Raw genomic sequence first — 26,939 nt, 5'->3', positions numbered from 1 at the left:
AGTGTTATGAAGAACATTTCGTTCAAGAATAAGATAGTTGTACTTATTGTAACTATTATCTTTATCACCATTCTCTCTTCATATTTCAGTGTTAATTACTTTATTAGTAATCATATCCAACGTACTGATACCCAAAGTATTACTCACAGTATCGACTTGATTCAGCAGAAGCTAGAAAAAGACCTTCAAAGCAAGCTCAATCTCGCGACTAGCCTCAACTTTAGTATGATGGATATCAGTGAGACTAAAGAGAATTCAGGTTTCTATCGAATTGTAAAAATTGTCAATGGTTATGCATTTGATGATAGTGGCAACATGAGTGATGAAGATGCAGAGCAGTACATTGCTCAGGCTGAATCACATGGAGAGGAAATGAAAATCAGCCCGGTTTCCATGTTGGGTGATGTTCCCGTGATTACTTTTTCAATCAAGCGATTGGATGATTCAGTGGATTTCTTTGTTCTCAATCTTAGTGAGATAGGCAAAGTTATCGAAACTTATGCTTTTGAGGGCAGTTACGCAGAGTTGGCTGCGGGAAGTCTTAAAATTTTCTCCAACGTGACGCAAGGCGATCTAACTCCGATTAGTCGCTCGATTCCACTTGGCAGCCAAACTTGGTCACTAACTGGCTATATCGACAACGATAATATTCAGGCAAATACGGCGGCATTGAGTTGGAATGTGACGATTGCATTGGCCGTGATTGGTCTAGCGATTGTGCTACTGAGTGTGATGCTACTGCATTACTCATTTAAACCATTATTACGCTTAAAAGAGCTGGTGGCGGATCTTGCGCAGGGTAACGGTGATTTAACACGCCGACTTAAAGTGGAAAAGCAGGATGAGATTGGAGAGATCTCGGGCTCGATTAACCAGTTCATTGAAAAGCTGCAAAGCATGTTTATTGAGGTTTCAGAGTCCTCGAAAGAGATTGATTCTGCGGTGCAAAACATTAGCCAGCAATCGGTATCTAATCTAGATACGCTGAATCAACATACCCAAGAGACGGAGCTAGTTATCACCGCTGTTGAAGAAATGAGTGCTAGTGCTGTGTCAATTGCTCAAAGCGCTGAAAATGCAGCGCAGCTAACGGAGCAAGCAAACCGTTACTCAGAGCAGTCTAAGCAGACGGTAACCAATGCGGTTGATAGTGTGAACCATTTGGTTGAGCAGGTTGCCTCTATGTCTTCGACGATCAGTACTATGGATGCGGACACCAAAGAAATTAGCACCGTGTTGCAAGTGATTGGGGATATTGCAGAACAAACCAATTTGCTTGCGTTGAATGCGGCCATTGAAGCAGCTCGTGCTGGTGAACAGGGCCGAGGTTTCGCAGTGGTGGCGGACGAGGTAAGAGCACTGGCTGGCCGAACGCAACAGAGCACATCGCAAATCAATGATATGTTGCAGAAGCTAAAGAACACGACTGACAGCGTTGTTAGCGAGATGGATATGACGCGTAAGAGCTGTGAAACGACAGCAGAACATACTCAACAAGTGATGGTTTCCTTGAATGATGTGACTGAGTCAGTGGTTGAAATTAATGACGTGAATACGCATGTCTCGACATCAGCTCAGCAACAGCGTCAGGTCACTGATGAGGTGAGCCGCAACATGGCAGCGATTCAAGATATTATCAACATTCTGAATGGCAATGCGTCGCAAGCCTCAGCGGTAAGCAATGAACTTAGCGACACGTCTCGTAACCTGAGCAGCGTCGTGGGGCAATTTAAAGTGCAGTAATGCTCGGTAACCTCGACAATAAAACAGCCGCTGAACGTTCAGCGGCTGCTTTGTTTTCTTCACTGCGGGTAGCGGGTATTGCGGTAACTCTCTTATCAACAAATCTTTGCTGAAAATTCTCATTTCTTTGATTGACCTGTCTATAGCTTTACAGTTTATGCTCTATATTAGATGAATAAAGTAAACACTCGTAAGGCTAGATCATGACTGAATCGACTCCCTCGCTCCCACAACTGGGTTGGCGACCGTATTACCAACAGCAGCTTTCTCTTGAGGAGTTAGAAACGCTCACTGTAGCGCGCATTGTCGAGCAGCATCGTAGTCAAGTGATTGCGATTGGCGAGCAAGGAAAAGTGACGTTAACACTTACACCAAGTAGTGAGCGTGTTTGTGTAGGTGATTGGGTTCTTTTTGACGATGGACTGCGCGTTCAACGTCTGTTGGAGCGTCAATCTCTATTTCATCGCAAAGCGGCGGGCACTAAGGTGGATACGCAGTTGATCGCGGCGAATGTTGATAGTGTATTCATTGTTTGCTCTTTGAACGATGATTTTAACCTCAATCGAATTGAACGTTACTTGGCATTAGCGAAAGAGGCGGATGTTGAGCCGATTGTCGTTTTGACTAAAGCGGATCAATGTGACGATGTTGAGTCTTTGCGTCAGCAAGTCCAACGTTTAGATCCGCTTATGCTTGTTCATGCGATTAATGCTACAGACGAAACTCAAATTGCAGAGCTATCCGTTTATTGTCAGTCAGGAAAAACCGTGGCGTTGTTGGGCTCGTCGGGTGTTGGAAAATCAACCTTAGTGAATGGGCTTAAAGGCAGTGAAACGATGCTGACAGGTGCTATACGTGAGGATGATAGTAAAGGGCGTCATACCACTACGTATCGTTCTTTACAGTGGTTGCCGCAAGGTGGATTACTAATGGATACCCCAGGGATGCGCGAATTGCAGTTGAGTGATTGCGAACACGGCATCCACGAAGCTTTTGGTGACATAGCTGAGCTTGCCGAGCAATGTAAGTTCGCTGATTGCAGTCATCAATCTGAACCCGGCTGCGCTGTTCAAAATGCGGTTGAAGAAGGGCGATTAGAACTTCGCCGTTTGGACAGTTACCAAAAGTTAATGCGAGAACAAGCGTTTAACAGTGCAACGTTAGCGGAAAAGCGAGCGAAAGATAAAGCGTTTGGAAAAATGGTCAACACAGTTCAACACCAATCACGAGCACTGAAAAAAGGGCGCTAGGCTTTGTATAAAATTTCTCAACTTGGTGAGTTGCTTGGTTTGTCTCGAACAACGTTACTCTATTATGAAAAGGTCGGTTTGATCCGAGGTCAGCGATTGGCTAATGGCTATCGAACCTATAGCGACAATGACCTGCAGAGATTGCGATTGATCCAAAAACTCCAAGCGGGCGGATTGACATTAAAAGAGTGCCAAGCGTGCCTAGAGGAAAAAGTGGAACGCGAGATGCTGGTACAAAGGCTCGCTCAGCTGGATAAAGAGATCGAAGAGAAGCAGCAATCGCGACATTTACTTGCGGCACTATTAGGACAGACGTCACTGGCATCTTGGCACGAAAGCTTAGATGAGGTGGCTCCTGATGCTCATTTAGAGTGGTTAAAGAAACAAGGCTTTGATGAAAAGCAGGCATTACACCTGAAATGGTTATCTAAAGATATGAATACTCACGAACAATATATGGCGGACTTCTTTCGCGTTTTTTCTCAACTGGAGCGTTGGGGGCCTGGTTCTTCAAAAGATACCTTAAAAGCGCTCTCTTTGTTGCCAAATACCCCGCAGCATTTACTCGAAATAGGTTGCGGCAAAGGCTTATCAACACTGCTTTTTGCCGAGAATGGCGTGATTCAAATTACTGCGGTTGATAATGAACAATCCGCACTGGATGACTTCATGCAGCATGTCTCAGAGAAAGGCTTCCAACAACAGATTCATCCCGTTTGTGCTGATATGGCAAACTTGCCGTTTGAACCACAAAGTTTTGATACGGTGTGGGCTGAGGGGAGTGCCTACATCATGGGAGTAGAGAAGGCATTATCTGCGTGGCGACGCATGCTTAAGCCGGGTGGGATTTTGGTTGTGAGTGACTTGGTTTGGAGTGTTGAAGAACCGAGTGAAGTACAGCGCCAATTTTGGGCAAAAGAGTATCCTGATATGGCGAGCGTAAAATCGCGCTTGGCGCTAGCTGAAAAAGCGGGTTTTAAGGTGTTGGATCACTTTTGTTTGAGTGATGAAGCTTGGCACAACTACTACGATCCGCTTGCTGATACCCTTGCCGAGTTGCAACCGGAACTCAGCGGTTCAGCGGCTCTAAATGATCTTGAGCGCGAGTTATCTGCTTTCAACAGTCGTAATGGCGAGTTTGACTATCAGGTGTTTATTCTTCAGTTAAGCTAAAACTAGCATCGCGTCATTCTTGAATCTGAGGATGGCGCATTTGCTGATAATTGGGCAGTTGAATCCTCAGCTGCTCAAAGGTTTTTCTAGCGCTCTCTTTGGCTAAGTTATTAATCAACCAGTGTGGAAGCGCACCGCCGGGATCAGCAAAGGCCGTGTATTCAATTAAGGTAGTGTCCGTGTTGAGCTTTTGCAGTTGCCACTGCGCTTGAACGGATGTAATTCGAATATAGCCGTCTTGGCTCGCGAGGCTTGAGATAGGAGCGTCTTGGATGTTAAGCGTAAAGCCTAGCTCATCTTGCTGATATTTTGAGTAGGTCACCATGTCTCGATCTTTGGCGGGCCACGGTGCTGAGAATTGAGTGTAGACGATGTTTTCAGTCGCTGACAATTGGCTAAGTACTCGGCTATGACTGACGTTATCAATCCAATTCGGAACATTGTCACTGTTTTCTAACAGGGTAAGAAATGCGCCGTAAGTCGTTGGAGTAAACATTTTGGCTTTGATCTCGACTAAGCCATCGGTATGTTCTCGTGAATAGATGGTAATCCCATCTTGGTCGCTTTCAAATTGCCAAGATTTTAGCGGCTGAGCATTGAGCGCTAACGACGCAATGAGAGCAATCCAAATCCATTTATGAAGATGTTTTAGCATTCCGTACCTAAACAATTTAATCAACACGCCCAAATACTTATACGCACTTATTTGCACGATAGTTTATATCATAGCGTAATTAAAAGCAGATTAATGCTGCACGCGTCCTCGTAATGATTTAGTTTGCGACTTTATATTCTTTCCTTTGAGTCGTCTCTCTTTTGAAGCTCTTGTTGGCTTAGTTTCGCGGCGCTTTTTTTGCACAACCATGGCTGATTGAATGAGCTCTGCCAATCGCTTTAAGGCATCCTCTCTATTTTGCTCTTGAGTACGGAACTGCTGAGCTTTGATGGTAATGACGCCTTCTTTCGAGATTCGCGAATCTTTTAGGGCTAGAATCCGCTGCTTATAGACATCTGGAAGCGTTGAATGAGGAACGCTAAATTGAAGGTGGATTGCTGAAGAGACTTTATTGACGTTTTGGCCGCCAGCACCTTGGGCACGAATGGCCGTTAGCTGGATTTCCCAGGCTTGTATAGTCACGGTATTGGAGATCTTCAGCATGATATAAGGCTTTGTAGTTTATGAGCTGAGCGCTAAGATATCTTAGTTTTTAGTGAATTCCAAATTAGCTTTAAGGAGCATCCACATGGCGAATATCGTTTTTATCGCAACCAGTTTAGACGGTTATATTGCCGACAAAGATGGTGGCCTTGATTGGCTTATGGCAGTGCCAAACCCAGACAATGTTGATACTGGTTTTGGCCCTTTGATGGAGCGAGTGGATGCGCTACTGATGGGACGAAATACCTTAGATGTCGTGCTTAGTTTTGGTGTTGATTGGCCTTACAGCAAGCCTGTTTATGTATTGAGCAATACTATGATGGAAGTGCCAACAGGATACGAAGACAAAATTATACTCGTTAAAGGGGATGTAGAGCAGGTCTTACAGCAGATGAATGAACAAGGCCATCAAGAGATCTACATTGATGGCGGTGTGACCATTCAGCATTGTCTGAAGAAAGACTTAGTCGATGAGCTGGTGGTAACCACGATTCCGGTTCTACTAGGCGGCGGCTCACCGTTATTTGGAGCATTGGATGCCCCATTGAATTTCCAATTGATAGAAAGCCAAGTTTACCTAGATACCATGGTTCAAAACCGCTATCTGCGTATTCGGTAATTCAACTGTGAGACAAATTTGAAAAGGCTAGATTTGTTCAGGAATATCTGACTCTGTTCGTCTAACGTTTTGGGTAGGACAATCAGAAAAGGAGAACAAGTTATGCAGACAAATCCAGTCGGTTGGTTTGAAATCTACGTTGATGATATGGAAAGAGCCAAAGCATTTTATGAATCAGTATTTGGTGTGTCGCTAGAACGGATAGGTGATGAAGCCAAAGTTGATATTGAAATGTGGGGCTTTCCTTCCAATATGGAACAATACGGAGCATCTGGCGCGTTAGCTAAAATGGATGGCGTAGCCGCAGGTGGTAATAGCACCATGGTGTATTTTTCTTGCCAAGATTGCGCAGTAGAAGAAGCGAGAGTGAATGATGCGGGTGGACAAGTGGCGCACAACAAGTTTTCAATTGGTCCACACGGCTTCATTTCTGTTGTCGCGGATACTGAAGGTAATATGATTGGTTTACATTCTATGGTTTAAAAATAAGCCCCAGTATTCTGGGGCTTAATTGATTAAAGCAAGGTTGCCGCCGTTTGCTCGCCCATTGCAATCAACTTATCGAGCACTCGTTCTCCATCTGCGCGTAAGCCGTTATGCTCATATTCATTGGTGATCCAAGCTTTGGCGTTCGGGATGTTAGCTAACGTCTCTCGGCTAATATCCATCTCCACAAACATATCATCAGCATACACTGCGCAGCTCACCGGAACCTTGTTGTTGGCAAGTTGCTCTGCGTTGTACAGCGGCGTCCAATCCTCTTTTTCTGCTAATAACTCGGCAGCTTCTTTGAGTGGCTTAAGACAGACATATTGGTCAAACATCCATGGGAATACCATCTCACCGGTAAAGTAGAACGGCTGTCCAGGTTGATAGTTAAATTCTTCTCTGGTCTGCCTAACGCGATGCGCGCTCCAGTTAGAAGCAAAACCTTGGCAGTAAATGGACTCGTGCAGGATGGCGTAAATCGGGTTAGTTTGAAAGCCTTGCTCCATCAACATGCTGTTTAGGAATTCGTAGCGCAACTGAGGCTTACCATTGATCTCAACCAACGCGTTTTCCAATAAATAGTAAGTTGGCAGGAAGGTATCGCTCATGCCGAAGTTGATGCCAATTTGTTGGAACTGCTCCACGGTTAATCGTTGACCGTTAGGCAAAAACTCTTCGTTCTCTAATAAGTGGTCTGCAATGTGTTGACAAAGTTCTTGCGCTTGTGGGAACTGCTGGAAGAAGGCTTGGTTCTTTTCCATGGTGCGTTTGAATGTCGCTTGATAAACGTCATCAGGGTGGCGAGAAATTGAAGGTACACCACCGGTAATGTAACTGCGTGACAAGCTTTCAGGAAACAGCGATAAATAGGTCAGAGAACAAAAACCACCAAAGCTTTGGCCTAAGATAGACCACTTTTCTACGCCCAATTTTTCACGAATGAACTCGGCATCACGCACAATATTATCTGCACGGAAATGAGTCAGATAATCCGCTTGTTCGCTAGGAGTCAAATGAGCCAGTGTTTGATGGCTGATTACTGAGCTGTTGCCAGTACCACGTTGATCGAGCAGTAACACTCGGTACTGCTGCATGACACGCTTTACCCAGCCATTGAAACCGTTTTGACGAGGTGAGGGGAACCCTGGACCGCCTTGGAAATAGACCAAAAACGGCTTTTCGCTTTCGCCGTCAGAGACAAGTGATAGCTCTCGTGCAAATACTTCAATTGAACCTTTTTCTGGGGTGGCGTAATCCAATGGCACTTGGAAATAGTGAGGAGTGAATTTAACTCCAGTATCAATAAATGGTTGAGCGTTCATGTTGTTTTTGTACATCCGTGACGTGAGTGATGCCGTATATTAGCGTTTTGCTAGACAGATACCAACGTTGGCGTGAGTTTGTGAGGGCTGGATAGGCAGCGGCTGATTTCAGAGTGACCGTCATCATGTTTTGTCTTATGCTCGTACTGCGGGTGATCGCTGAAATTAAACTCATAAAAACGAAAAGAATGAAATTATGAATTACTTTGAATCTCCATTTGCAGGTAAGCCTCTGCAACAGCAAGTGACGAATCCTAACATTATTGTTGGCCGTCACAGCTACTACTCTGGTTACTATCACGGTCATGGTTTCGATGATTGTGCCCGTTATTTGAACCCAGAACGGGATGATGTGGATAAACTCGTTATTGGCAATTTTTGCTCAATTGGTTCGGGTGCGGTGTTCATGATGGCGGGTAACCAAGGCCATCGAACGGACTGGGTGAGCACTTTCCCTTTCTTCTACCAAGACAATGAAAACTTCGCCGATGCGCAAGATGGGTTTTGCCGAATGGGGGATACCGTCATAGGTAACGATGTTTGGATTGGTTCAGAAGCGATGATCATGGCAGGCGTGAAAATTGGTGATGGCGCTGTGATTGCGAGTCGTGCAGTCGTCACCAAAGATGTCGCACCTTATGAAGTCGTCGGCTCTAACCCGGCTAGACATATCAAGTCTCGTTTCTCCGCGGAGCAGATTGAAATGCTGCTTGAAATGCAGTGGTGGTATTGGTCTGATGAACAGCTAAAAGGGGCGATGCGCCATCTTTGTTCTGCGGATATCGTCTCGTTGTACAATTACTGGCAAGAAACCATTCGCTAACTTAGCCTCTAAAATAAGAAAGCCAAGGTATTGAATATTAAAAAGGTATTCAATACCTGTAATGTCTAGTAGTGTGAGTTTTATGTGTAACAGGGTGGGGCAACCATGGAAATTTCTGAACAGTCACTTATTGAACCTTACTTAGACAACGCAAGTTTTGCTGATAGCTTTTCAGTCACACTTCCAAATCGTCAGCAGTCGGCATTTGATGTTTACTTGTCGCTCATGAAAAGCTCGCCTGATTGGGTTAATCGATTGATGGCTTTGCGGAATCGTATCGTCTCTCTATTTGGTCTGAAAAACCTTGGCACCATGAGTGAGTTAACCGCTAATCTTGATGAAGCGAGCTGTAAACCGGGTGATCGGATTGGTATTTTTACGTTGGTGAAGCTCACGCCCAATGAAGTACTAGCAGAAGATTGCGACAAGCATCTAAACGTTCGCTTATCTTTTTTACTTGTTCCTCATGGTGAACAAGTCACACTACATGTGACGACTGCGGTACATGTCAAAAACTGGCTTGGTCGTGTTTACATGCTGTTTGTCGCACCAATGCATAAGTTAATTGTTCCTGCGAGTTTAAAGGCGCTAGAACGAGAATACACCTAATTAGCTTTGTTCAATTTTTTTGAATAAGTGGCTCTAATCCCTCCGCTCACATTTGAATCCTAGCCAGATACACTGAGTCTATTAGTGAGAGGGAGAAGAATGATGAGCAAGCAAAGACAAATAATTCAACGTATCAAAGCCCATGCGACATCCGATGGCGATGGTGTGAAAATCTCTCGTGTCGCAGGCTTTAACAATAAAAGCTTTTCGCCGTTTTTAATGGTCGATGAGCTTAAATCTGATCAACACTCCGACTATGTTGGTGGTTTTCCTCCGCATCCGCACCGCGGTATTGAAACCCTCACCTATATGATGAAGGGCCATTTTCAACACCGCGATCACATGGGGAATGTGGGCGAGTTAAAATCTGGTGGAGCTCAGTGGATGGCGGCGGGTCGAGGTGTTATTCACAGTGAAATGCCAATCATGGAAGAGGGCGATCTACATGGCTTCCAAATTTGGATTAATCAGCCTGCACGCGACAAGATGAAACCAGCACAGTATTTTGATTTTCAATCTGAGACGATTGCTGAACGAAACAGTGCAACACATGGTTTGCATCGAGTTTTGGCGGGAGATCTGATCGTTGAAGGTGAATTGATTCAAGGGCCACTAGACAAAACGGGCGTTCCTCTGACTGTTGCCGATTGGCGAGCGGTGAGTGGTCAGCAAACCTCAATTGGTATACCAGAGCATTTCAATATGATGCTGTTTGTTTACCAAGGTGGCGTGACTGTGGGTGATATCGAGGTAACACAAGGTGAAATGGTGTTGCTATCGAAAGGAGAGCTAGTGCAATTAGCATCAAACCAAAACAGCGGCGCGTTGCTGTTTATGGGGGAGCCAATTGACGAGCCCGTTGTCCACTATGGTCCATTCGTGATGAACACCATGGCTGAAATTGAGCAAACCATCAGTGACTACAACTCTGGCGTTTTTGAAACTTACTAAGGTCAAAAAGCCAATATCCGTGCGCTTTCGCTTCATCCACTGCCCGAAGCAATCTTTGCACAGCCGCCTAACTCTGGCGGCTTTTTTATGTCTTGTCGTAATGCTCTTTCGTCACTTTCGCGCAATATCGTTCAATAAGCGTGCTTTAGAATGCATTAGCCTTGCTAAAAAGTGAGGATTTTTTATGGATAGTATTTTGATTGCAATGATCGCATTTGCTTTTGTGGGGGCCGTGACTCCTGGGCCCGTGAACATTCTGGCGACTTCTACAGCGGTGCAGAATGGCAGCGGAGAAGCATTCAAACATGTGGTTGGCGCTTCAGTGGCATACGCTTTGGTGGTGTTTGTATCTGGGAGCGTATTAGCGAGCTTAACCCATTGGCTTCCGTTATTAGAAAGGGGAATGCAGCTTGTCGGCTCAGGCTTTTTAATCTACCTCGCTTACAAAATCTATTTTGCGCCAGTCGAAGCTTTATCGATTGAAGGTAGCGGTACTTCAGGTTGGTTGAGTGGTTCGTTGACTCAAGTTCTTAATCCTAAAGCTTGGCTCGTCGCCATGTCGGGAGTGAGCCTGTATGTGGTTGGTCAACTCGAGCAGCAAAAATGGCTTTGGATCTTTACCACGGTATCTTTAATTGCTTGCTTAGTTGGTGTCGGTGTTTGGGCACTGCTTGGTCGATTGTTTGCGACCTATTTATCACAACCTGTGAAGCAACGCCTTTTTAATCGAACCATGGCGATCATTCTTATCATATCTGTTAGCATGATTTGGCTATAGCGTTAGGATGCGCTGAATAAAGGAGAAGGAACTAAGGATGAAAAAGGACAAGAGTGCCAGCTTCAAACAAAGTACCGTCTTGCCTTGGGTTGAGCTGCGGGTCGCCAATCAAAGTACGGCTTGTTACGGCGCGCATTCCCATGATGAGTTCTCTTTTGGCATTATTCAGCAAGGCCGTGCTCAGTATCATAATCGACATCGCAGCCATACGATTGGCAAAGGCGATATTGTCACGATCAACCCCGCTGATGTGCATTCATGTAACCCTGAGGCTGGGACTTGGTCTTATAGCATGCTTTTTGTTGAGGCCGATCGTATGGGGGCCGTACAGCAAGACGTACTAGAAATCGCTAAACCTGGTTACTCTCTCGACTACACGCCATTTAAGGCTGATTTTGAGCAAAACCCGCAAATTAAAAGTCGTTACTTGGCGCTGTTTAATGCCCTACAAAGTGAATCTAGTTCACTTCAAGTTCAGGCGTGTTTGTATGATTTTATTGAAGCGTCGCTGGGGCAATCAGAAAAAACAGTACCTCGCCGTCAACCTATTGAATCGCTGCGCCGCGTGCAAGAACGACTGCTTGATGAAGTCGCTCACTTACATCACCTTGATGAGTTAGCAGAAGAGGCTGGAATGAGTCGTTACCAATTACTCCGAGCTTTTAAAAATCAATTTGGTTTGCCGCCGCATGCTTATTTGATGGATGAAAAGATCAAGCGAGCTAAGGTGATGCTGAAGTCTGGAGCTGAAATTTCTCAGGTGGCTTATGAGCTTGGCTTTTCGGATCAAGCGCACTTTCAGCGCCAGTTCAAAAAACGCATTGCAGTAACACCTAAATATTATCAATCCCATTTTGTCGATTGAGCGATTAGAAATAAAAAAGGAAGCCGAAGCTTCCTTTTTTGATTGAGAGATAATAATCGCTTTTATGCACTCTGCTTTTGGTCTTCATCGTCGCCGATAAAGCCACCCGTTTGGTGTGACCATAGCTGCGCGTAGATACCATTACGTTGGATGAGCTCTTGGTGAGTCCCTTGCTCAACCACTTCACCTTTGTCCAATACAATCAGACGATCCATTGCTGCAATGGTGGATAAGCGGTGCGCAATAGCAATCACGGTCTTACCTTGCATGAGCTCATTGAGGCTTTCTTGAATTGCAGCTTCGACTTCCGAATCAAGCGCAGAGGTCGCTTCATCAAGGATCAGCAGCGGCGCATCTTTAAGTAGCACACGAGAGATTGCAATTCGCTGACGTTGACCACCAGAGAGTTTGACTCCTCGCTCACCAACTTGAGCGTCATAGCCGACATTGCCAAATGGGTCTGTAAGGGTTTCAACAAACTCGTGGGCATGTGCCTGCTTGGTTGCTCTTAGTAGGTCTTCTTCGCTGGCATCCGGATTACCATATAAGATGTTATCGCGAATTGAGCGATGCAAAAGTGACGTATCCTGAGTCACCATGCCGATCTCCGCACGTAGCGAGTCCTGCGTGACATCAGAGATGACTTGCCCATCAATCTTGATTTTACCGCTTTCAACATCGTGGAAGCGCAAAAGTAGATTCACTAGTGTCGATTTGCCTGCGCCAGAGCGACCCACTAAGCCGACTTTTTCTCCCGGCTTAATATTAAGGTTGAGGTTGCTGATCACCCCTTTGGTTTTGTCGCCATAGTGGAAGCTGACGTTATCAAATTCAATCCCACCTTCTGATACAACAATTGGTTTTGCATCAGGCTTGTCTTGAATATCAATGGGTTTTGAGAGAGTTTTCATACCATCGACGACGGTGCCCATGTTCTCAAATAGAGAGCCAACTTCCCACATGATCCACATCGACATACCATTAATACGAAGCGCCAACGCAATCGCGATTGCAATCGCCCCGATACTGATCGAATTGTCCATCCACAAGAAGATAGAAAGCGCGGCAATTGAAAACACCAATAAGTAATTGGTAATTTCCACCGCCACATCAAAGCCTGTCACAAGACGCATCTGTTTGTAAACCGTGCCTAAGAAGCCACGCATGCCTGTTTCTGCATACTCAGTTTCTCGTTTACTGTGTGAAAACAGTTTTACCGTCGCGATATTGGTGTAGCTATCTACAATGCGACCAGTCATGGTTGAACGGGCATCAGCTTGCTCCGAAGCAACACTTTTTAGCTTGGGAACAAAGTAAATCTGAATTCCGATATAGCAAGCTAACCAAATGAGCATTGGGATCATCAAACGCCAATCTGCCTGAGCGAGTAACACAATCATTGAGGTAAAGTAGACCGAGACATAGACAAATACATCCATTGTCTTCATTACGGTTTCTCTTACCGCCAGTGAGGTTTGCATTACTTTCGTTGCAACGCGCCCAGCAAAGTCATCTTGGTAAAAGTTTAAGCTTTGCTTGAGTAAGTAGCGGTGCGCGAGCCAACGGATCGACATCGGGTAGTTGCCGAGTAAGGTTTGGTGAATCAGCAACGAGTAACCAATCACTAACACAGGCATGATGACGAGCAAAAGTACGCTGTAGAAGATGAGCTCGCTCTTATTATCTTGCCAAAATGTTTCAGGGTTACTGGTAGATAGCCAATCTACTAAGTTACCCATCGCACCAAATAGTGATACTTCAACGATCGCTACAATGGTTGCCATGATAGACATAATGATCAGCGGGACTTCATATCCACGGGTGTAATATCGACAAAAAGCAAAAATACCACTAGGTGGCTGACTTGGCTCCTCATCAGGGAAGGGTTTGGTAAATCCTTCAAATTTTTTAAACATACATGTTTCCTAAACGCACAAAAAGACACAGAGAATGTCGTTACGACGAGTGTGTTCGTCCATAAGTTGGGAAGGCTTTGCAATGGTATACTTTTCGTAATAAGAATGTAACTAGTGGAATATTCTTAATTTTGCATATTATCCACGCACTTAAGGTAAATGGAGATGGTGTCAATAAAAAGGGCTGCATATTTAGCTTTTTGCAGTAACCATTACTGAATTCTGATGTGTTTTATAGGTAACTTCAGTAAATGTTGATTTAACATTATGTCTACAATTGGCTTCATTAAGTGAGAAAAAGTGAGTTTGTCACGATGTTGAAACAGCAAGCCCTACTACAAAAACAACAAGCAACGGTACAAAACGCCAACTGCGTAGTGATGGTACCGCCAAAAGAATTCGCCTTTAACGCTGAAACTGCCAAAGACAACGAATTTCAGCATCAAGTAAAAGAGTCGAACGAAGAGATTCGCCGTAACGCGATGCAAGAGTTTGGCACTATGGTTGATGAATTGCGCCAAGCAGGTGTTCAGGTTGTGGTATTTGATTACCCGCTAGGAGAAGTGGAAACGCCAGACGCGGTATTCCCAAATAACTGGTTCAGTACAACACTAGCAGGTGAGCTGTACACGTTCCCTATGGCTTGTAATAATCGCCAACAAGAAGTAAAACCCGATGCTTTGAGAGAAACACTTGAATTCGCGGGCCGACAGGTTAAATCATTAGATTCACTCACATCGTATTTAGATATTGATGCGCATCTAGAAAGCACAGGTGTGATGGTGATGGATCACCCAAATCGCACTATCTATGCGGCGCTCTCTCAGCGTTGTGATCGTGAAGTCTTGGAAGATTATGCCGAGCGTATTGGCTATGAGCGTGTAGTGTCATTCCAAACAGCTTTACCATCAGGGAAGCCGATTTACCATACTAATGTGATGATGGCGATTGGTGAAAATTTCTGTGTTATCTGTGATGAAGTGATCCCAGAATTTGAACGTCGATTTGTGATCAAATCTCTAGCGAAAGATAAGCAAGTGATCTCCATTTCTCTGGAACAGATGAACCAGTTTTGTGGCAACATTCTTCAACTAGAAACAGTGAATGGCGAGAAAGTGATTGCGATGTCTCAATCAGCGTATGATGCCTTTTCTCCTGCGCAGCGAGTTCAACTATCAAGTCATGGTCGTTTGCTGCCATTTAATGTACAAACCATCGAGAATATTGGCGGTGGTAGCGTTCGCTGCATGTTAGGCGAAGTTTTCTTACCAAGTCGTACGAGAGCGCTATAACGCAAATGAATTTACTTCGGTAAAAGTAAAATACAGCTGTAAAAAAGCCACCTCTAGGATATAGAGGTGGCTTTTTGCGTTTGGGAAAACGCGCCAACGGGGTTGTCTTAAGCTGTTTGTTATTCGTAATCTGAAGCGTAAGTATCTTCGTAAGTATGTGAGTAGAACTCAAATAAGTTACCAAACGGGTCTTCGAGGTAAACCATTTGTGCTTGTTTTAATTCATCTTCTGGGTGGTAGCGCATAATGTCCATGCGAACCTTACCGCCAAACTCTTCTACGCGCTGAATCGCCGAATCAAACTGCTCTTTTGGTAATTGCAGACAGAAATGGAAGATGCCTAGGCGAGAGAAGTCGACTTCATGGCGTTCTTGACGCTCTTTCATTTCGAACAGTTCAACACCAATACCGTCGCTGGTCACAAGGTGAGCGATGTTGAAGCCTTTAAAGCCCTCGCCAAATACCGCGATACACATACGACCGATCGCTGATTCGCGCTCTTCGACGACTTTTGTGTTGTTCATTACGATGCGAAGGCCAAGCGCTTTAGTGTAGAACTCTACTGCTTTATCCATATCGCCAACCATGATGCCTACGTGATTCATTTTCATAATTCTGCTCCAAAAACTGTGATGACTAATTCGTGTTCTGTTTCGATGGAAGAGAGTTTACGAGCGTTTTTGAATAAAGTTAAATTATCATAAATTATATAATTGATAATATTTTGTTTTCATCTCAAGGTGCGCTTTGTGGGTGAACGTAAATTACAGGGTGTTATTTTGTTTCGAATGAAAATAATTAGTGCTCTAACTAATTTTTTGTTTGGTGGATCCTGCTGAACTGATTTATATGCCAATTTAACGCTTCTTTGGCTGGTGGTTTGGGTTTTGGTATTAATAAGGATATTATTTAAGATATTGAATTTTATTGATTTATTAGAGTGCTCCTGTGGGTGTAAATAGAGTGTTAACACTGTTGGGTTTTTAGGGTTATTGGTTTGTACACCAATGATGATTTGCAAGATATTGTGCTAATTTCTCCTTTTTTATAAATAAATTATTTGAGTACAAATGAGTTTTAAGGCATTTTATATTTAACTAACCGTTCAATTAAAAATAAAAGGACTTAAACATGCCTAAAGTTGGTATGCCTGAAATCAGGAAACCGCAACTTGTGCAGGCAACAATGGCTGTGATTGATAGAGTCGGTTTGCATGCGGCGAGTATTTCGCTGATCAGCAAAGAAGCGGGCGTTTCTACAGGGATCATTAACCACTATTTTGGTGGTAAACATGGTCTTTTAGAAGAAACGATGCGTGAGATCCTTCGTCAGTTATCATCCACGATCACGACTCGTCTTAGTGAGCTCCCAAAAGATGCGCACCTGCAACGTATTAACGCAATCGTTGATGGCAATTTTGTCGGTTTTCAAGCTGAAAATATGGTGGCGAAGACTTGGTTGGCGTTTTGGTCCTACTCAATGCATGACCCACAATTAAAAAGACTCCAAACCGTGAATGAAAAGCGTTTGTTGTCTCATTTAAAAATCGAACTAAAGGGGTTGCTTCATTCAGAGCAAGCCGAAGTTGTGGCGTTTGGTATTGCTTCTCTTATCGATGGTATTTGGCTGCGCGGAACGCTCAACCCGTCAGGCATTGATGCAACAAAAGCACGTTACATCATCAATGATTATCTCGATAAACAACTCACTTTTTACTCTAAAAAATAACAATGAAGTCAGATGCTCACATGGATATGAAATCACTATTTATTGACGGTAAAGCGCAATTCTCAACATCAGGCGAGAGCTTTACTACCTACAATCCTGCTAATGGAGAAGCCATTGCTCAGATCGGCCAAGCAAGTCAGCAAGATCTTGAGTTGGCGATTGAATCGGCAAAGCGTGGATTTGCGACTTGGTCGGCGATGAGCCCAACAGAGCGTAGCCGAATATTACTTAAAGCGGTTGCTTTGCTACGTGAGCGCAATGATGAGTTGGCGGCGCTAGAAGTAACGGATACAGGAAAACCACTCCAAGAAGCGATTGAAGTTGATGTCGCCTCTGGTGCAGATGTTATCGAGTATTACGCCGGACTTGCTCCCGCGATGCAAGGTGAGCAGCAACCATTGAGTGAATCTCAATTTTTCTATACGCGTCGTGAACCGTTAGGTATTTGTGCGGGTATAGGTGCATGGAACTACCCAATTCAAATTGCGATGTGGAAATCTGCTCCTGCACTGGCTGCGGGTAACGTCATGATTTTTAAACCATCAGAAGAAACACCGCTGACAGCGCTTAAGCTGGCTGAGATCTTCACCGAAGCAGGTTTACCTGATGGGGTATTCAATGTGGTACAAGGTGATCATCGTGTTGGCCAAATGCTTACGGCTCACCCAGCCATTGCGAAAGTGTCATTTACTGGTGAATCCGGTACCGGCAAGCAAGTTATGGCAGACAGTGCACGTACTCTGAAACAAGTCACGATGGAGCTTGGTGGTAAATCACCAATGATCGTATTTGATGATGCGAAGTTGGATGACGCAGTGTCGGCAGCGATGGTGGCCAACTTCTATACTCAAGGTGAGGTGTGTACCAACGGTACTCGAGTGTTTGTTCATGAATCTATCTACCCTCAATTTATTGCTCAGCTTAAAACCCGCACTGAGAAACTGATTGTTGGCGATCCTATGGACATGGAAACACAAATTGGCGCTTTGATTTCGAAAGATCACATGAGCAAGGTGCTCGCTGCCATTGAAAGTGCTAAGCAAAGCGGTGCAGAGCTGCTCACTGGTGGTTATCAGGTCACGGAAAATGGCTTAGCTAACGGTAACTTTGTTGTTCCGACAGTATTCGTCAATTGTGACGATAACATGGTCCATGTTCAGCAAGAGATTTTCGGCCCTGTTATGTCTGTGCTGACCTTCAGTGATGAGCAAGACGTTATCCAGCGCGCGAATGATACCGACTATGGTCTAGCCGCTGGTTTGTTTACGCAAAACCTTGCGCGAGCTCACCGAGTTGTTCATCAGCTCGAAGCTGGGATCTGCTGGGTAAATACCTGGGGCGACTCACCGGCTGAAATGCCAGTAGGTGGGTATAAGCATTCAGGCATAGGCCGTGAGAATGGCCCGGAAACTTTGCGTCATTACACTCAGACGAAAAGTATTTTAATTGAGCTTGGCGATTACGCCAGTCCTTACGCTTAACCACTGATTTCACGGAGAACGAATATGGAACAACGCTACGATTATATTATCGTCGGCGCGGGTTCGGCCGGCTGTGTGTTGGCGGATCGCTTGTCAGAGAGTGGCGAATACCAAGTCTTACTGCTTGAGGCTGGTGGTACGGATAAGAGTATTTTTATACAAATGCCTACCGCACTTTCTTACCCAATGAACAGTGAGCGCTATGCGTGGCAATTTGAAACTCAGCAAGAGCAAGGGCTTGATGGGCGTAAACTGCATTGCCCGCGCGGTAAGGTCTTGGGGGGGAGTTCATCAATCAATGGCATGGTTTACGTTCGTGGTCACGCTTGTGATTTTGATGAATGGGAGCAGCAAGGCGCGCATGGTTGGAACTATGCAGCCTGTTTACCTTATTTCCGCCGCGCAGAATCATGGATTGGTGGCGAAGATGAGTACCGTGGTGGTGATGGCCCTGTCGGAACCTGCAATGGAAACGATATGAAGCGTAACCCTCTTTACCAAGCGTTTATTGATGCAGGTAAAGAAGCGGGCTACCCGGAAACAGAAGATTACAACGGTTATCAGCAAGAAGGCTTCGGCCCAATGCACATGACGGTGGATAAAGGGGTACGTGCTTCAACCTCTAACGCTTACTTAAGGCGTGCTCTAAAGCGTTCAAACCTGACTCTTATTAAAGGTGTTGTTGCGCGCAAAATTTTGTTAGATGGCGTTCAAGCAACGGGTATTGAATATCAAAAGTCGGGCAAAGTGTTTAAGGCGTTGGCAAAGAAAGAAGTCATCTCAAGTGCGGGCTCAATTGGATCGCCGCAATTACTTCAACTGTCTGGCATTGGACCTAAAGCGGTTCTGGAGCAAGCCGGAGTGTTAGTGAAACATGACTTACCTGGTGTCGGCCAAAACCTTCAGGATCACCTGGAAGTTTATTTCCAATACCACTGTTCGAAGCCTATTACTTTAAACAGTAAGTTGGGGTTAGTGAGTAAAGGTTTAATTGGTACTGAGTGGATCTTGACTCGAAAAGGGCTAGGAGCGACAAATCATTTTGAGTCTTGCGCATTTATTCGCTCTCGTGAAGGGCTGAAATGGCCAAATATCCAATACCATTTCTTGCCGGCGGCAATGCGTTATGACGGCCAAGCTGCCTTTGATGGGCATGGTTTCCAAGTGCATGTTGGCCCCAATAAACCTGAAAGCCGAGGTAGCGTTGCAATCACCTCTGCGGATCCACTAAACAAACCAAAGATTGAATTCAATTACATTTCCACCGAACAAGATCGACAAGATTGGCGCGATTGTATTCGTTTAACCCGAGAGATTTTGATGCAACCCGCAATGGATGATTTTCGGGGCGAAGAGATTCAGCCGGGTATCGCAATTACCAGTGATGAAGCGATTGATGAGTGGGTAAAACAGAATGTCGAAAGCGCATACCACCCTTCATGTACCTGCAAAATGGGTGCAGACGATGACGCGATGGCAGTACTCGATGATTCGTGCCGTGTGCGAGGCATTGCTGGCTTGCGAGTGGTTGATTCATCCATCTTTCCAACGATTCCAAACGGTAACCTGAATGCACCCACGATCATGGTCGCAGAGCGCGCGGCTGACATGATCTTAGATAAGGGACTTCTTGCCGAGCAAGATGTATCAGTATGGATTGCACCGGAATGGCAAAACAAACAACGAATTAACTCTCCGAGAAGAGAATTAGATTAACTCTAATAAAGTCAGTAATCATTACAAGGAAAACACTATGTCTATGATGACAAAAACACTTTCAACTCTTGCTTTAAGTACGTTTGCAATGAATGTCTATGCTAACCAGTGTGAAACCGTGCGTTTTGCCGATGTGGGTTGGACTGATATTACAGCAACGACGGCTGTGACTAGCGAGCTACTTAAAGGTATGGGTTACAAAACCAAAACGGATCTGCTGTCAGTGCCAGTGACTTATTCATCAATGGCCAACGGTGATATCGATATCTTCCTTGGTAACTGGATGCCAACGATGGAGGGAGATATCGCTAAATACCGTGAAGCAGGCAGTGTTGAAACGGTTCGTGCCAATCTAGAAGGCGCAAAGTACACACTTGCTGTGCCAAAGTATGTTTATGACGCTGGTGTGAAAAGCTTTGCTGATCTTGCAAAGCATGCGGATAAATTCCGTGACCGCATTTACGGCATCGAGCCGGGTAACGATGGTAACCGCTTGATCCAGTCGATGATCGACAGTGATGCGTTTGGTCTTAAAAACTTTAGTCTAGTGGAATCAAGTGAAGCTGGCATGGTGTCGCAAGTGACTCGTGCAGCACGCCGCGATCAGTGGATCGTTTACCTAGGCTGGGCCCCACACCCAATGAACAGCAACGTTGAGATGGAATACCTAGACGGTGGTGATGATTACTTTGGCCCTAATTACGGGGGCGCAAATGTGTACACTAACGTGCGTCAGAACTACCTGAGTGAATGTAAAAACGTAGGTCAACTTCTGCAAAATCTAGAGTTTAGCTTAGAGATGGAAAACCAGTTAATGGAAGCGATCTTAAACCAAAAAGTTAAACCAGCGAAAGCAGCTCAAGAGTGGATGAAGGCGAATCCGGAGCAAGTTGAAAACTGGTTAAACGGTGTGAAGACCTTAAAGGGTGAAAGCGCGACAGAAGCAGTTCAAAGCTACATCAACTCAAAAGCTTAATCAGATTGGGTGGGTGAATAACCCACCCATGATCATCTAGATGATTAACACAAAGGTATATTGTGAATTTTATTACTGACAACAAAATCCCACTGGGTGAATGGATGGAATCTGGTGTGGATTGGTTAACAGACAATGCTGCTGGTTTGTTTGATGCTATCTCTATCTTCCTTGAGACCATTATTCTATTTGTTGTAGATATTTTTAAGTGGATGCCACCGGCTATGCCAATTGTGATTACTGCAGCTATCGCATGGTACTTGCATCGTAGTATCCCATTGGTGCTGTTTATTATTGGCGCTTTGCTTACTATTTTAAATCTTGGCTACTGGCAAGAAATGCTAGAAACCTTTGTTTTGGTTTTCGCCGCGACAACGATTTCTGTATTAATTGGCGTTCCAGTGGGCATTATGGCGGCCCATCGTCCTTGGTTGTATACCTTGCTCCGACCTATCTTAGATTTGATGCAAACCGTACCGACTTTTGTCTACTTGATCCCTACGCTTGTCTTATTTGGGTTAGGGATTGTACCGGGATTAATTTCTACCATTATCTTCGCCATTGCCGCGCCGATTCGTTTAACTTATCTCGGAATTACCAAAGTACCGGAAGAGCTAGTCGAAGCGGGTAAAGCCTTTGGTGCAACTCGTATGAAGCTGCTCTATAAAGTAGAGCTTCCTGCGGCGATGCCAAGCATTATGGCGGGTGTAACACAATGTATTATGTTGTCTCTTTCTATGGTGGTGATTGCTGCCCTGGTTGGTGCCGATGGTTTAGGTAAGCCAGTGGTTCGCGCGTTGAACACAGTTAATATCTCTCAAGGTTTTGAAGCGGGTCTGGCGATTGTACTCGTCGCGATTATTCTTGACCGTTTATGTAAATCACCGAACCAGAAGGAAGCATAGTCATGGATGCAATTACAATTAAAAATCTGGACGTTGTGTTTGGTGATAAGCCGCAACAAGCATTGGATTTACTTGATCAAGGTAAAACACGCCAAGAGATCATCGACGAAACGTCGCAAGTGGTTGGTGTGGACAATGTTTCTATCAGTGTTAAAGAAGGCGAGATTTGCGTCCTGATGGGTCTTTCTGGTTCGGGCAAATCCAGTTTGCTGCGTGCGGTTAATGGTCTAAATACCATTTCTCGCGGCGCGCTAGAAATCAAAGATGTCGACAAACAAGTGGATCTTGCTACTTGTGATGAAGAAACATTGCGTCACCTTCGTACCCATCGTGTATCTATGGTGTTCCAAAAGTTCGCCCTAATGCCTTGGCTAACGGTTTTAGATAATGTTGCATTTGGTCTAGAGCTTCAAGGTATGGGCAAAGCAGAGCGACGTGAGAAAGCGCGTACTCAGCTAGAGATGGTTGGTTTGTCTGAGTGGGAATCTAAGTTCCCTCATGAGTTATCTGGCGGTATGCAACAGCGCGTTGGTTTAGCGCGAGCGTTTGCAATGGACACCGATATTTTGTTGATGGATGAACCTTTTTCGGCACTGGACCCACTGATTAGAGCGCAGTTACAAGACGAATTGCTTGTCTTACAAGAGAAGCTAAATAAGACGATTTTATTTGTTAGTCATGATTTAGATGAAGCACTTAAAATTGGTAATAATATTGCCATTATGGAGTCGGGAAAGCTTATTCAACATGGCCAGCCAGAAGAGATCATCTTAACGCCTGAAAATGACTATGTGCGAGATTTTGTCGCGCATACAAATCCTCTCAATGTGCTGAAAGGGCGCTCCTTAATGCAGCCTGTGAGCGAATTGAAACGTGAGCAAAGTCGTTTACAGATCTGTTCTGCTCAACCTGTTTGGGTAGAGCAGGGAAGCGAAGAGCTCAATTTAGTACAAAACGCTCAGCTCGTCCTTCATTACTGGGATTCAGAGCAGAGTAAGATCAGCGAGATTGATCATTCAACGGTTGTTGTTGCGAGCCCAGATATTGGTATGCGTGAAGCTATCGAGTTAAAACAGCGTAGCGGTCAACCAATCTTGTTGGTTGAGAAGGGGAAATTGGTCGGTGTACTGAACGACAGTGAGTTCTATGACGCTCTGCTTGGCAACTACAATAGCGTAGAAGCCGCTTAAATAATCGTTTGTAGTGACTTACAAAAAAGGCGATACCATGAGGTATCGCCTTTTTCATTGCCATTGAAGAACTCTTACACTTTAAAGAAACCTAATTGCTGCTTCTGATTCTCTGCAAGGCTAGACAGCTCTTGGCTAGCTGCAGCAGCTTGAGTAATTCCAGTCACGTTTTGGCTAACCAATTCATAGATGTTGGTTAAGTTGTTATTTACATCGGAAGTTACTTGTCCTTGCTCTTCTGAAGCAACCGCGACCTGTGCGTTTATGCTTGTCAGTTCAGAGATCGATTGGCCAATATTACTGAGTGAATCTTGCACTCGTTTTGCTTGTTCTTGGTTCTGGCTCAGAAGCTGAAGGCTAGAATGCATGCTTTCATTTGCGCTGCCTGATTGAGTTTGTAGCTCTTCAATAATCGTTTGAATCTCTTTAGTCGACTCTTGAGTTCTAGCGGCAAGCATACGAACTTCATCCGCAACTACAGCAAAGCCTCGTCCACTTTCACCAGCACGAGCAGCTTCAATAGCGGCGTTAAGGGCTAGTAGGTTCGTTTGTTCGGAGATGCTTTCAATCACTTCAATGACTTTGCCGATCTGCTCTGATTGTTCTTTCAGCGAGTTAACGACGTTCGCTGCTTCAGAAAGCTGTTCAGCCATCTTCTCACTTGAACGCGTGTTCTGCTCAAAAATGGATAAGCTCTCTTTTGCGAGTTGATCGGCTTTGGTGGAAGCGGCATCGGCATTGTTCGCATTTTCCGTCACTTCAGATGCGGTACTTTCCATTTGGTTAATGGCCGCAGCGACATGCTCAACTTCGTTTTTCTCTTGATCTGAGTTGGCACTCGATTGAGTCATAACAGCGGCGAGCTCTGTAGAAGCTGACGCAACATCAACACTGATTCGAACTAAGGCGTCGACTGTTTTTTGTAATTGATTGACGGTGGTATTGAAGTCGCGAGATAACGCGGTGATTTCATTGTTACCTTCCACCTCAACTTTGGTTTTTAGATTACCTTCCGCAAGTTCTTTCATCGCCCCTTGAAGGGATTTAATTGGGGTCACGATTATGCCAGCAAGTAGCCAGCTGATGATGAGTGCAGCGCCCAATACGGCGAGTAACCCAATGATGGCATTGAACATTACGTTAGAGTGGTTGGTTTGGTTTTGCGCAACTTCAACCAAGGCTAGGTCGTTAAGCTTACGAGATAGGTCCTCAATGGCTTGCACCATAACCTTGCCTTTGTCTCGATATACAGAAGAAGCTTGATCATATTGACGTTCAAATTCCGAGGTTAAATTTGAGCTCGAATGCTTGGTTTTTAAAAGCGGCGTCATCGTATCAATAGAATAGTTAACGTAGTCATTGATTGCATCTCGCATTGATCTTGTTTCTTGTTCTAACCCTTTCACTTCACTCAATGAGTCGAGTAGGCGGAAGTTAACCTGCTTTTTTGATTCTAGGGTTGTTGCTAACTGAGCCACATCATCTGCTCGGAATAAGCTATAGATAGCTTTGATTCGCATTCCATAGGTGTTATCGATGATCTTAGTCAGTTCATCTTTGTGAGTGATTAGGTCTTCAGTTGATACTGTTACTTGGTTAAAAACATGCTTTAAGTTAGATGTGCTGTAGCTGATACCTGCGACAAGAAGTAGCAAAGTAAAAATGACAGGCACAACCACCTGGAGCTTAATAGACAAGCCACTGAGTAGTTGGCGCATTTGGTGTCCTCTTTATTCATAAAATAGAAATATAAAAAATTATTATTATTATCAATTGCGAGAATGATTCTAATTTGCTGAGAGGATAATTCAACTTCCAAATTTAGACTTCTATCTAAAGTTTGAATAGACGCTATGCATCTAATTTACTTACATATCATGCGGTTAAGATGAACTTTTGATCTTGTTTGTCATGGCTTGTTACACATCTAGACAGACCATGTGAGAATTGATACTCACCTATTTGCGTATTTTCTTGTGACTTTTACCTGTCATATAGGCTTCAACGAAGTGAAACACAACTGTCATATTTGAGCCCTAAAGTTAGCAGCGTTCAAGTGAAACACAACGGCAATAAAGCCAATTAAGGATATTGTGATGAAAAAGACAGTTATCGGTGCAATCGCACTTCTAGGCGCAATGGCAGTGACTTCAGTTTCTGCTAAAGAAACTATCTCTGCAGTCGGCTCTAGCAGCGTAACTCCACTGATGGAAGTTTTCTCTGAAACATACATGAAAAACCACTCAAACGTATTTATCGAGGTGCAAGGCCCAGGTTCGTCAGCAGGTGTTAAAGCGGCGAAGAATGGCTCTGCAGATTTAGGTATGTCTTCTCGTAACCTAAAAGATTCAGAAAAAGAACCAGCGCTTAAAGAGCTTACGGTTGCACTTGATGGCATTGCTGTCGTTGTTAACCCTAAAAACGGTCTAGATAAGCTGACGGCCGAGCAAGTAACGGCTATCTACAAAGGTGAAGTGACAAACTGGAAAGATGTTGGTGGTGCGGACAAGCCTATCGTAGCGATTACTCGTGATACGGCGTCAGGTACTCGTGGCGCATTTGAAGACATCATGAAGCTTAAGAAAAAAATCTCTGGTAAGAAAGTTTCTGCAATCTCTCAACGTGCTCAAGTGGCAAACGGTAACGGTGCACTAAAAACAATGGTGGCATCTAACCCATACGCGATTGGCTACATCTCTCTAGGTACTGTCGACAACTCAGTGAATGCACTGGCAATTGATGGTGTGTCGGCAAACGTAGACAACGTGAAAAACGGATCATACAAAGTTGCTCGCCCATTCCTAGTTCTATACAAAGATGGTAAGCCATCTACAGAAACTCAAAAATTCCTAGATTGGATGGTTTCTGATGACGCTCAAGCACTTGTAGACCAAAAAGGTTACATTTCAGTTAACTAATTATTTCCCTAACCTTGCTCAGCCCCTCTTTTGGGCTGAGCCTTTTTCTTTACTTATTGGCGAGCTGAGCTCGTGAAACGGTAAGAATCTTATGACCATCGCAACAAATAGTGACAAGCTTATGAATAGTGAAGTGACTCAGATCTCTAAGTCTCGTCTGCGTGCGAAAAAACGCGTAGATTGGAAAGAGCGAATCTTCCACGGCTTATTTCTAACCAGTGCTGTTATCGGCATTGTCTCATTAGCAATTATTGCTTATTTCATTTTTAAAGAGTCTATCCCTGCTTTTCAAGAGGCGGGCTTAACTGGCATCGTACTAGGGCAAGATTGGTTACCTCCAGCGTTATATGGCGTTGCGACTATGATTGTTGCGTCAGTCGTATCGACGTTTGGCGCGGTCGTTGTTGGTGTTCCGGTCGGCGTTCTTACCGCTATCTTTATTGCAGAAATTGCTCCAAAACGTGTCGCTGATGTTATCAGACCGGCAGTTGAACTGTTGGCTGGTATTCCATCCGTTGTCTACGGCTTTTTCGGCCTTGTTATCATTGTTCCACTCATTCAAGACATCTTTCAGGTGCCTGCAGGTAATACAATCTTAGCTGGAATTATTGTACTTGGCGTGATGATCCTACCCACGGTTATTACGGTTTCAGAGACTTCGATTCGAGCGGTTCCGCGTACATATAAAGAAGGCTCTTTGGCACTTGGCGCATCGAAAATTTTCACCATTTTTAAATTGTTGGTTCCAGCCGCACGCTCAGGGATTATGACGGGGGTGATTCTGGGGATCGGCCGAGCGTTAGGTGAAACAATGGCCATTATCATGGTGATGGGTAATGCACCAGCGATGCCTCAAGGTATCCTTGATTCAGCTCGAACGCTTACTGCCAATATTGCGATAGAAATGTCCTATGCGAGTGGAGTACACGCAAGCGCACTTTATGCAACAGGCGTTGTATTGTTGGTGTTTATCATGATGCTCAATGCTGGGCTGCTTTATCTCAACCGCGAAAAAGCGAAGTAGTTGACGGGAAGG

Annotated in this window: 25 protein-coding genes; 19 read left to right on the top strand and 6 right to left on the bottom strand. The window is 44.6% G+C overall.

Translation table 11 applies throughout. From position 1 onward, the window contains the following. Positions 1-6 precede the first annotated feature (6 nt). The 3 genes from GVO60_RS01805 (at position 7) to GVO60_RS01795 (ending at position 4,166) form a co-directional block, all read left to right on the top strand. Entirely contained in the window at positions 7-1,743 is a 1,737-nt protein-coding gene (locus tag GVO60_RS01805; RefSeq protein ID WP_159650888.1) for a methyl-accepting chemotaxis protein, read from the top strand. A gap of 203 nt (positions 1,744-1,946) precedes the next feature. Next, the gene (gene rsgA, locus GVO60_RS01800; protein ID WP_159650887.1) at positions 1,947-2,993 is read left to right on the top strand and encodes a ribosome small subunit-dependent GTPase A; all 1,047 of its coding nucleotides are present in this window, start codon (positions 1,947-1,949) and stop codon (positions 2,991-2,993) included. Positions 2,994-2,996: 3 nt separating this feature from the next. Next, positions 2,997-4,166 carry a MerR family transcriptional regulator gene (locus GVO60_RS01795; RefSeq protein ID WP_159650886.1) on the top strand — a complete coding sequence of 390 codons (1,170 nt, stop codon included), beginning with the start codon at positions 2,997-2,999 and terminating at the stop codon, positions 4,164-4,166. A 13-nt stretch (positions 4,167-4,179) separates the two neighbouring features. Here the strand turns inward: GVO60_RS01795 and GVO60_RS01790 are convergent, their stop codons facing one another. Then, positions 4,180-4,821 (bottom strand): START domain-containing protein, encoded by a 642-nt coding sequence (locus tag GVO60_RS01790; protein ID WP_159650885.1) that lies wholly within the window; start codon positions 4,819-4,821, stop codon positions 4,180-4,182. A gap of 90 nt (positions 4,822-4,911) precedes the next feature. Next, positions 4,912-5,325 (bottom strand): alternative ribosome rescue aminoacyl-tRNA hydrolase ArfB, encoded by a 414-nt coding sequence (arfB, locus tag GVO60_RS01785; RefSeq protein WP_159650884.1) that lies wholly within the window; start codon positions 5,323-5,325, stop codon positions 4,912-4,914. A gap of 85 nt (positions 5,326-5,410) precedes the next feature. On the opposite strand from arfB, the gene GVO60_RS01780 reads away from it, so the two are divergent. Both GVO60_RS01780 and GVO60_RS01775 read left to right on the top strand, forming a co-directional pair. Beyond that, positions 5,411-5,944 (top strand): dihydrofolate reductase family protein, encoded by a 534-nt coding sequence (locus GVO60_RS01780; RefSeq protein WP_159650883.1) that lies wholly within the window; start codon positions 5,411-5,413, stop codon positions 5,942-5,944. Between the two features lie 102 nt (positions 5,945-6,046). Continuing rightward, positions 6,047-6,427, top strand: a complete 381-nt coding sequence (locus tag GVO60_RS01775) for a VOC family protein (protein ID WP_159650882.1) — start codon at positions 6,047-6,049, stop codon at positions 6,425-6,427. Positions 6,428-6,459: 32 nt separating this feature from the next. On the opposite strand, the gene GVO60_RS01770 is transcribed toward GVO60_RS01775, so the two are convergent. Continuing rightward, positions 6,460-7,755, bottom strand: coding sequence for an alpha/beta fold hydrolase (locus tag GVO60_RS01770; protein ID WP_159650881.1), 1,296 nt, complete (start codon positions 7,753-7,755; stop codon positions 6,460-6,462). A 193-nt stretch (positions 7,756-7,948) separates the two neighbouring features. Between GVO60_RS01770 and catB the strand changes: the two genes are divergently transcribed. The 5 genes from catB to GVO60_RS01745 all read left to right on the top strand — a co-directional run bounded on the left by catB (position 7,949) and on the right by GVO60_RS01745 (position 11,781). Beyond that, positions 7,949-8,578, top strand: a complete 630-nt coding sequence (gene catB, locus GVO60_RS01765; protein WP_371862429.1) for a type B chloramphenicol O-acetyltransferase — start codon at positions 7,949-7,951, stop codon at positions 8,576-8,578. A gap of 105 nt (positions 8,579-8,683) precedes the next feature. Next, positions 8,684-9,187, top strand: a complete 504-nt coding sequence (locus tag GVO60_RS01760; RefSeq protein ID WP_159650879.1) for a DUF2867 domain-containing protein — start codon at positions 8,684-8,686, stop codon at positions 9,185-9,187. 102 nt (positions 9,188-9,289) lie between these two features. Continuing rightward, positions 9,290-10,138: a pirin family protein gene (locus tag GVO60_RS01755; protein ID WP_159651412.1), complete on the top strand. Its 849-nt coding sequence runs from the start codon at positions 9,290-9,292 to the stop codon at positions 10,136-10,138. Positions 10,139-10,322: 184 nt separating this feature from the next. Continuing rightward, positions 10,323-10,916: a LysE family translocator gene (locus GVO60_RS01750; RefSeq protein WP_159650878.1), complete on the top strand. Its 594-nt coding sequence runs from the start codon at positions 10,323-10,325 to the stop codon at positions 10,914-10,916. A 37-nt stretch (positions 10,917-10,953) separates the two neighbouring features. After that, positions 10,954-11,781 carry an AraC family transcriptional regulator gene (locus GVO60_RS01745; protein ID WP_159650877.1) on the top strand — a complete coding sequence of 276 codons (828 nt, stop codon included), beginning with the start codon at positions 10,954-10,956 and terminating at the stop codon, positions 11,779-11,781. 62 nt (positions 11,782-11,843) lie between these two features. Here the strand turns inward: GVO60_RS01745 and GVO60_RS01740 are convergent, their stop codons facing one another. Then, positions 11,844-13,697: an ABC transporter ATP-binding protein gene (locus GVO60_RS01740; RefSeq protein WP_159650876.1), complete on the bottom strand. Its 1,854-nt coding sequence runs from the start codon at positions 13,695-13,697 to the stop codon at positions 11,844-11,846. Between the two features lie 314 nt (positions 13,698-14,011). Between GVO60_RS01740 and GVO60_RS01735 the strand changes: the two genes are divergently transcribed. After that, positions 14,012-14,989, top strand: a complete 978-nt coding sequence (locus GVO60_RS01735) for an arginine deiminase-related protein (protein ID WP_159650875.1) — start codon at positions 14,012-14,014, stop codon at positions 14,987-14,989. A gap of 119 nt (positions 14,990-15,108) precedes the next feature. Here the strand turns inward: GVO60_RS01735 and GVO60_RS01730 are convergent, their stop codons facing one another. Further along, positions 15,109-15,600 carry a VOC family protein gene (locus GVO60_RS01730; protein WP_159650874.1) on the bottom strand — a complete coding sequence of 164 codons (492 nt, stop codon included), beginning with the start codon at positions 15,598-15,600 and terminating at the stop codon, positions 15,109-15,111. Positions 15,601-16,120: 520 nt separating this feature from the next. Here GVO60_RS01730 and betI point away from each other — a divergent pair. The 6 genes from betI to choV all read left to right on the top strand — a co-directional run bounded on the left by betI (position 16,121) and on the right by choV (position 22,985). Then, positions 16,121-16,717 carry a transcriptional regulator BetI gene (gene betI, locus GVO60_RS01725; RefSeq protein ID WP_159650873.1) on the top strand — a complete coding sequence of 199 codons (597 nt, stop codon included), beginning with the start codon at positions 16,121-16,123 and terminating at the stop codon, positions 16,715-16,717. Between the two features lie 20 nt (positions 16,718-16,737). Next, entirely contained in the window at positions 16,738-18,198 is a 1,461-nt protein-coding gene (gene betB, locus GVO60_RS01720) for a betaine-aldehyde dehydrogenase (protein ID WP_159650872.1), read from the top strand. A gap of 24 nt (positions 18,199-18,222) precedes the next feature. Then, positions 18,223-19,914, top strand: coding sequence for a choline dehydrogenase (betA, locus tag GVO60_RS01715; protein WP_159650871.1), 1,692 nt, complete (start codon positions 18,223-18,225; stop codon positions 19,912-19,914). Between the two features lie 37 nt (positions 19,915-19,951). After that, positions 19,952-20,890 carry a choline ABC transporter substrate-binding protein gene (locus GVO60_RS01710; protein WP_159650870.1) on the top strand — a complete coding sequence of 313 codons (939 nt, stop codon included), beginning with the start codon at positions 19,952-19,954 and terminating at the stop codon, positions 20,888-20,890. Between the two features lie 62 nt (positions 20,891-20,952). Beyond that, positions 20,953-21,795 carry a choline ABC transporter permease subunit gene (gene choW, locus GVO60_RS01705; RefSeq protein ID WP_159650869.1) on the top strand — a complete coding sequence of 281 codons (843 nt, stop codon included), beginning with the start codon at positions 20,953-20,955 and terminating at the stop codon, positions 21,793-21,795. Between the two features lie 2 nt (positions 21,796-21,797). Continuing rightward, entirely contained in the window at positions 21,798-22,985 is a 1,188-nt protein-coding gene (gene choV, locus GVO60_RS01700; protein WP_159650868.1) for a choline ABC transporter ATP-binding protein, read from the top strand. A gap of 74 nt (positions 22,986-23,059) precedes the next feature. Here the strand turns inward: choV and GVO60_RS01695 are convergent, their stop codons facing one another. Further along, complete coding sequence (locus tag GVO60_RS01695) at positions 23,060-24,703, bottom strand: methyl-accepting chemotaxis protein (RefSeq protein ID WP_159650867.1); 1,644 nt, start codon at positions 24,701-24,703, stop codon at positions 23,060-23,062. 378 nt (positions 24,704-25,081) lie between these two features. Between GVO60_RS01695 and GVO60_RS01690 the strand changes: the two genes are divergently transcribed. Next, positions 25,082-25,903: a phosphate ABC transporter substrate-binding protein gene (locus GVO60_RS01690; protein WP_159650866.1), complete on the top strand. Its 822-nt coding sequence runs from the start codon at positions 25,082-25,084 to the stop codon at positions 25,901-25,903. Positions 25,904-25,994: 91 nt separating this feature from the next. Then, complete coding sequence (pstC, locus tag GVO60_RS01685; protein ID WP_159650865.1) at positions 25,995-26,927, top strand: phosphate ABC transporter permease subunit PstC; 933 nt, start codon at positions 25,995-25,997, stop codon at positions 26,925-26,927. Positions 26,928-26,939: the final 12 nt, after the last annotated feature.

Source organism: Vibrio atypicus (assembly GCF_009811315.1).
Classification (GTDB): Bacteria; Pseudomonadota; Gammaproteobacteria; order Enterobacterales; family Vibrionaceae; genus Vibrio; species Vibrio atypicus.
Note: the sequence above shows the minus strand (reverse complement) of the source record. Positions and strands in the feature narration are given on the sequence as shown.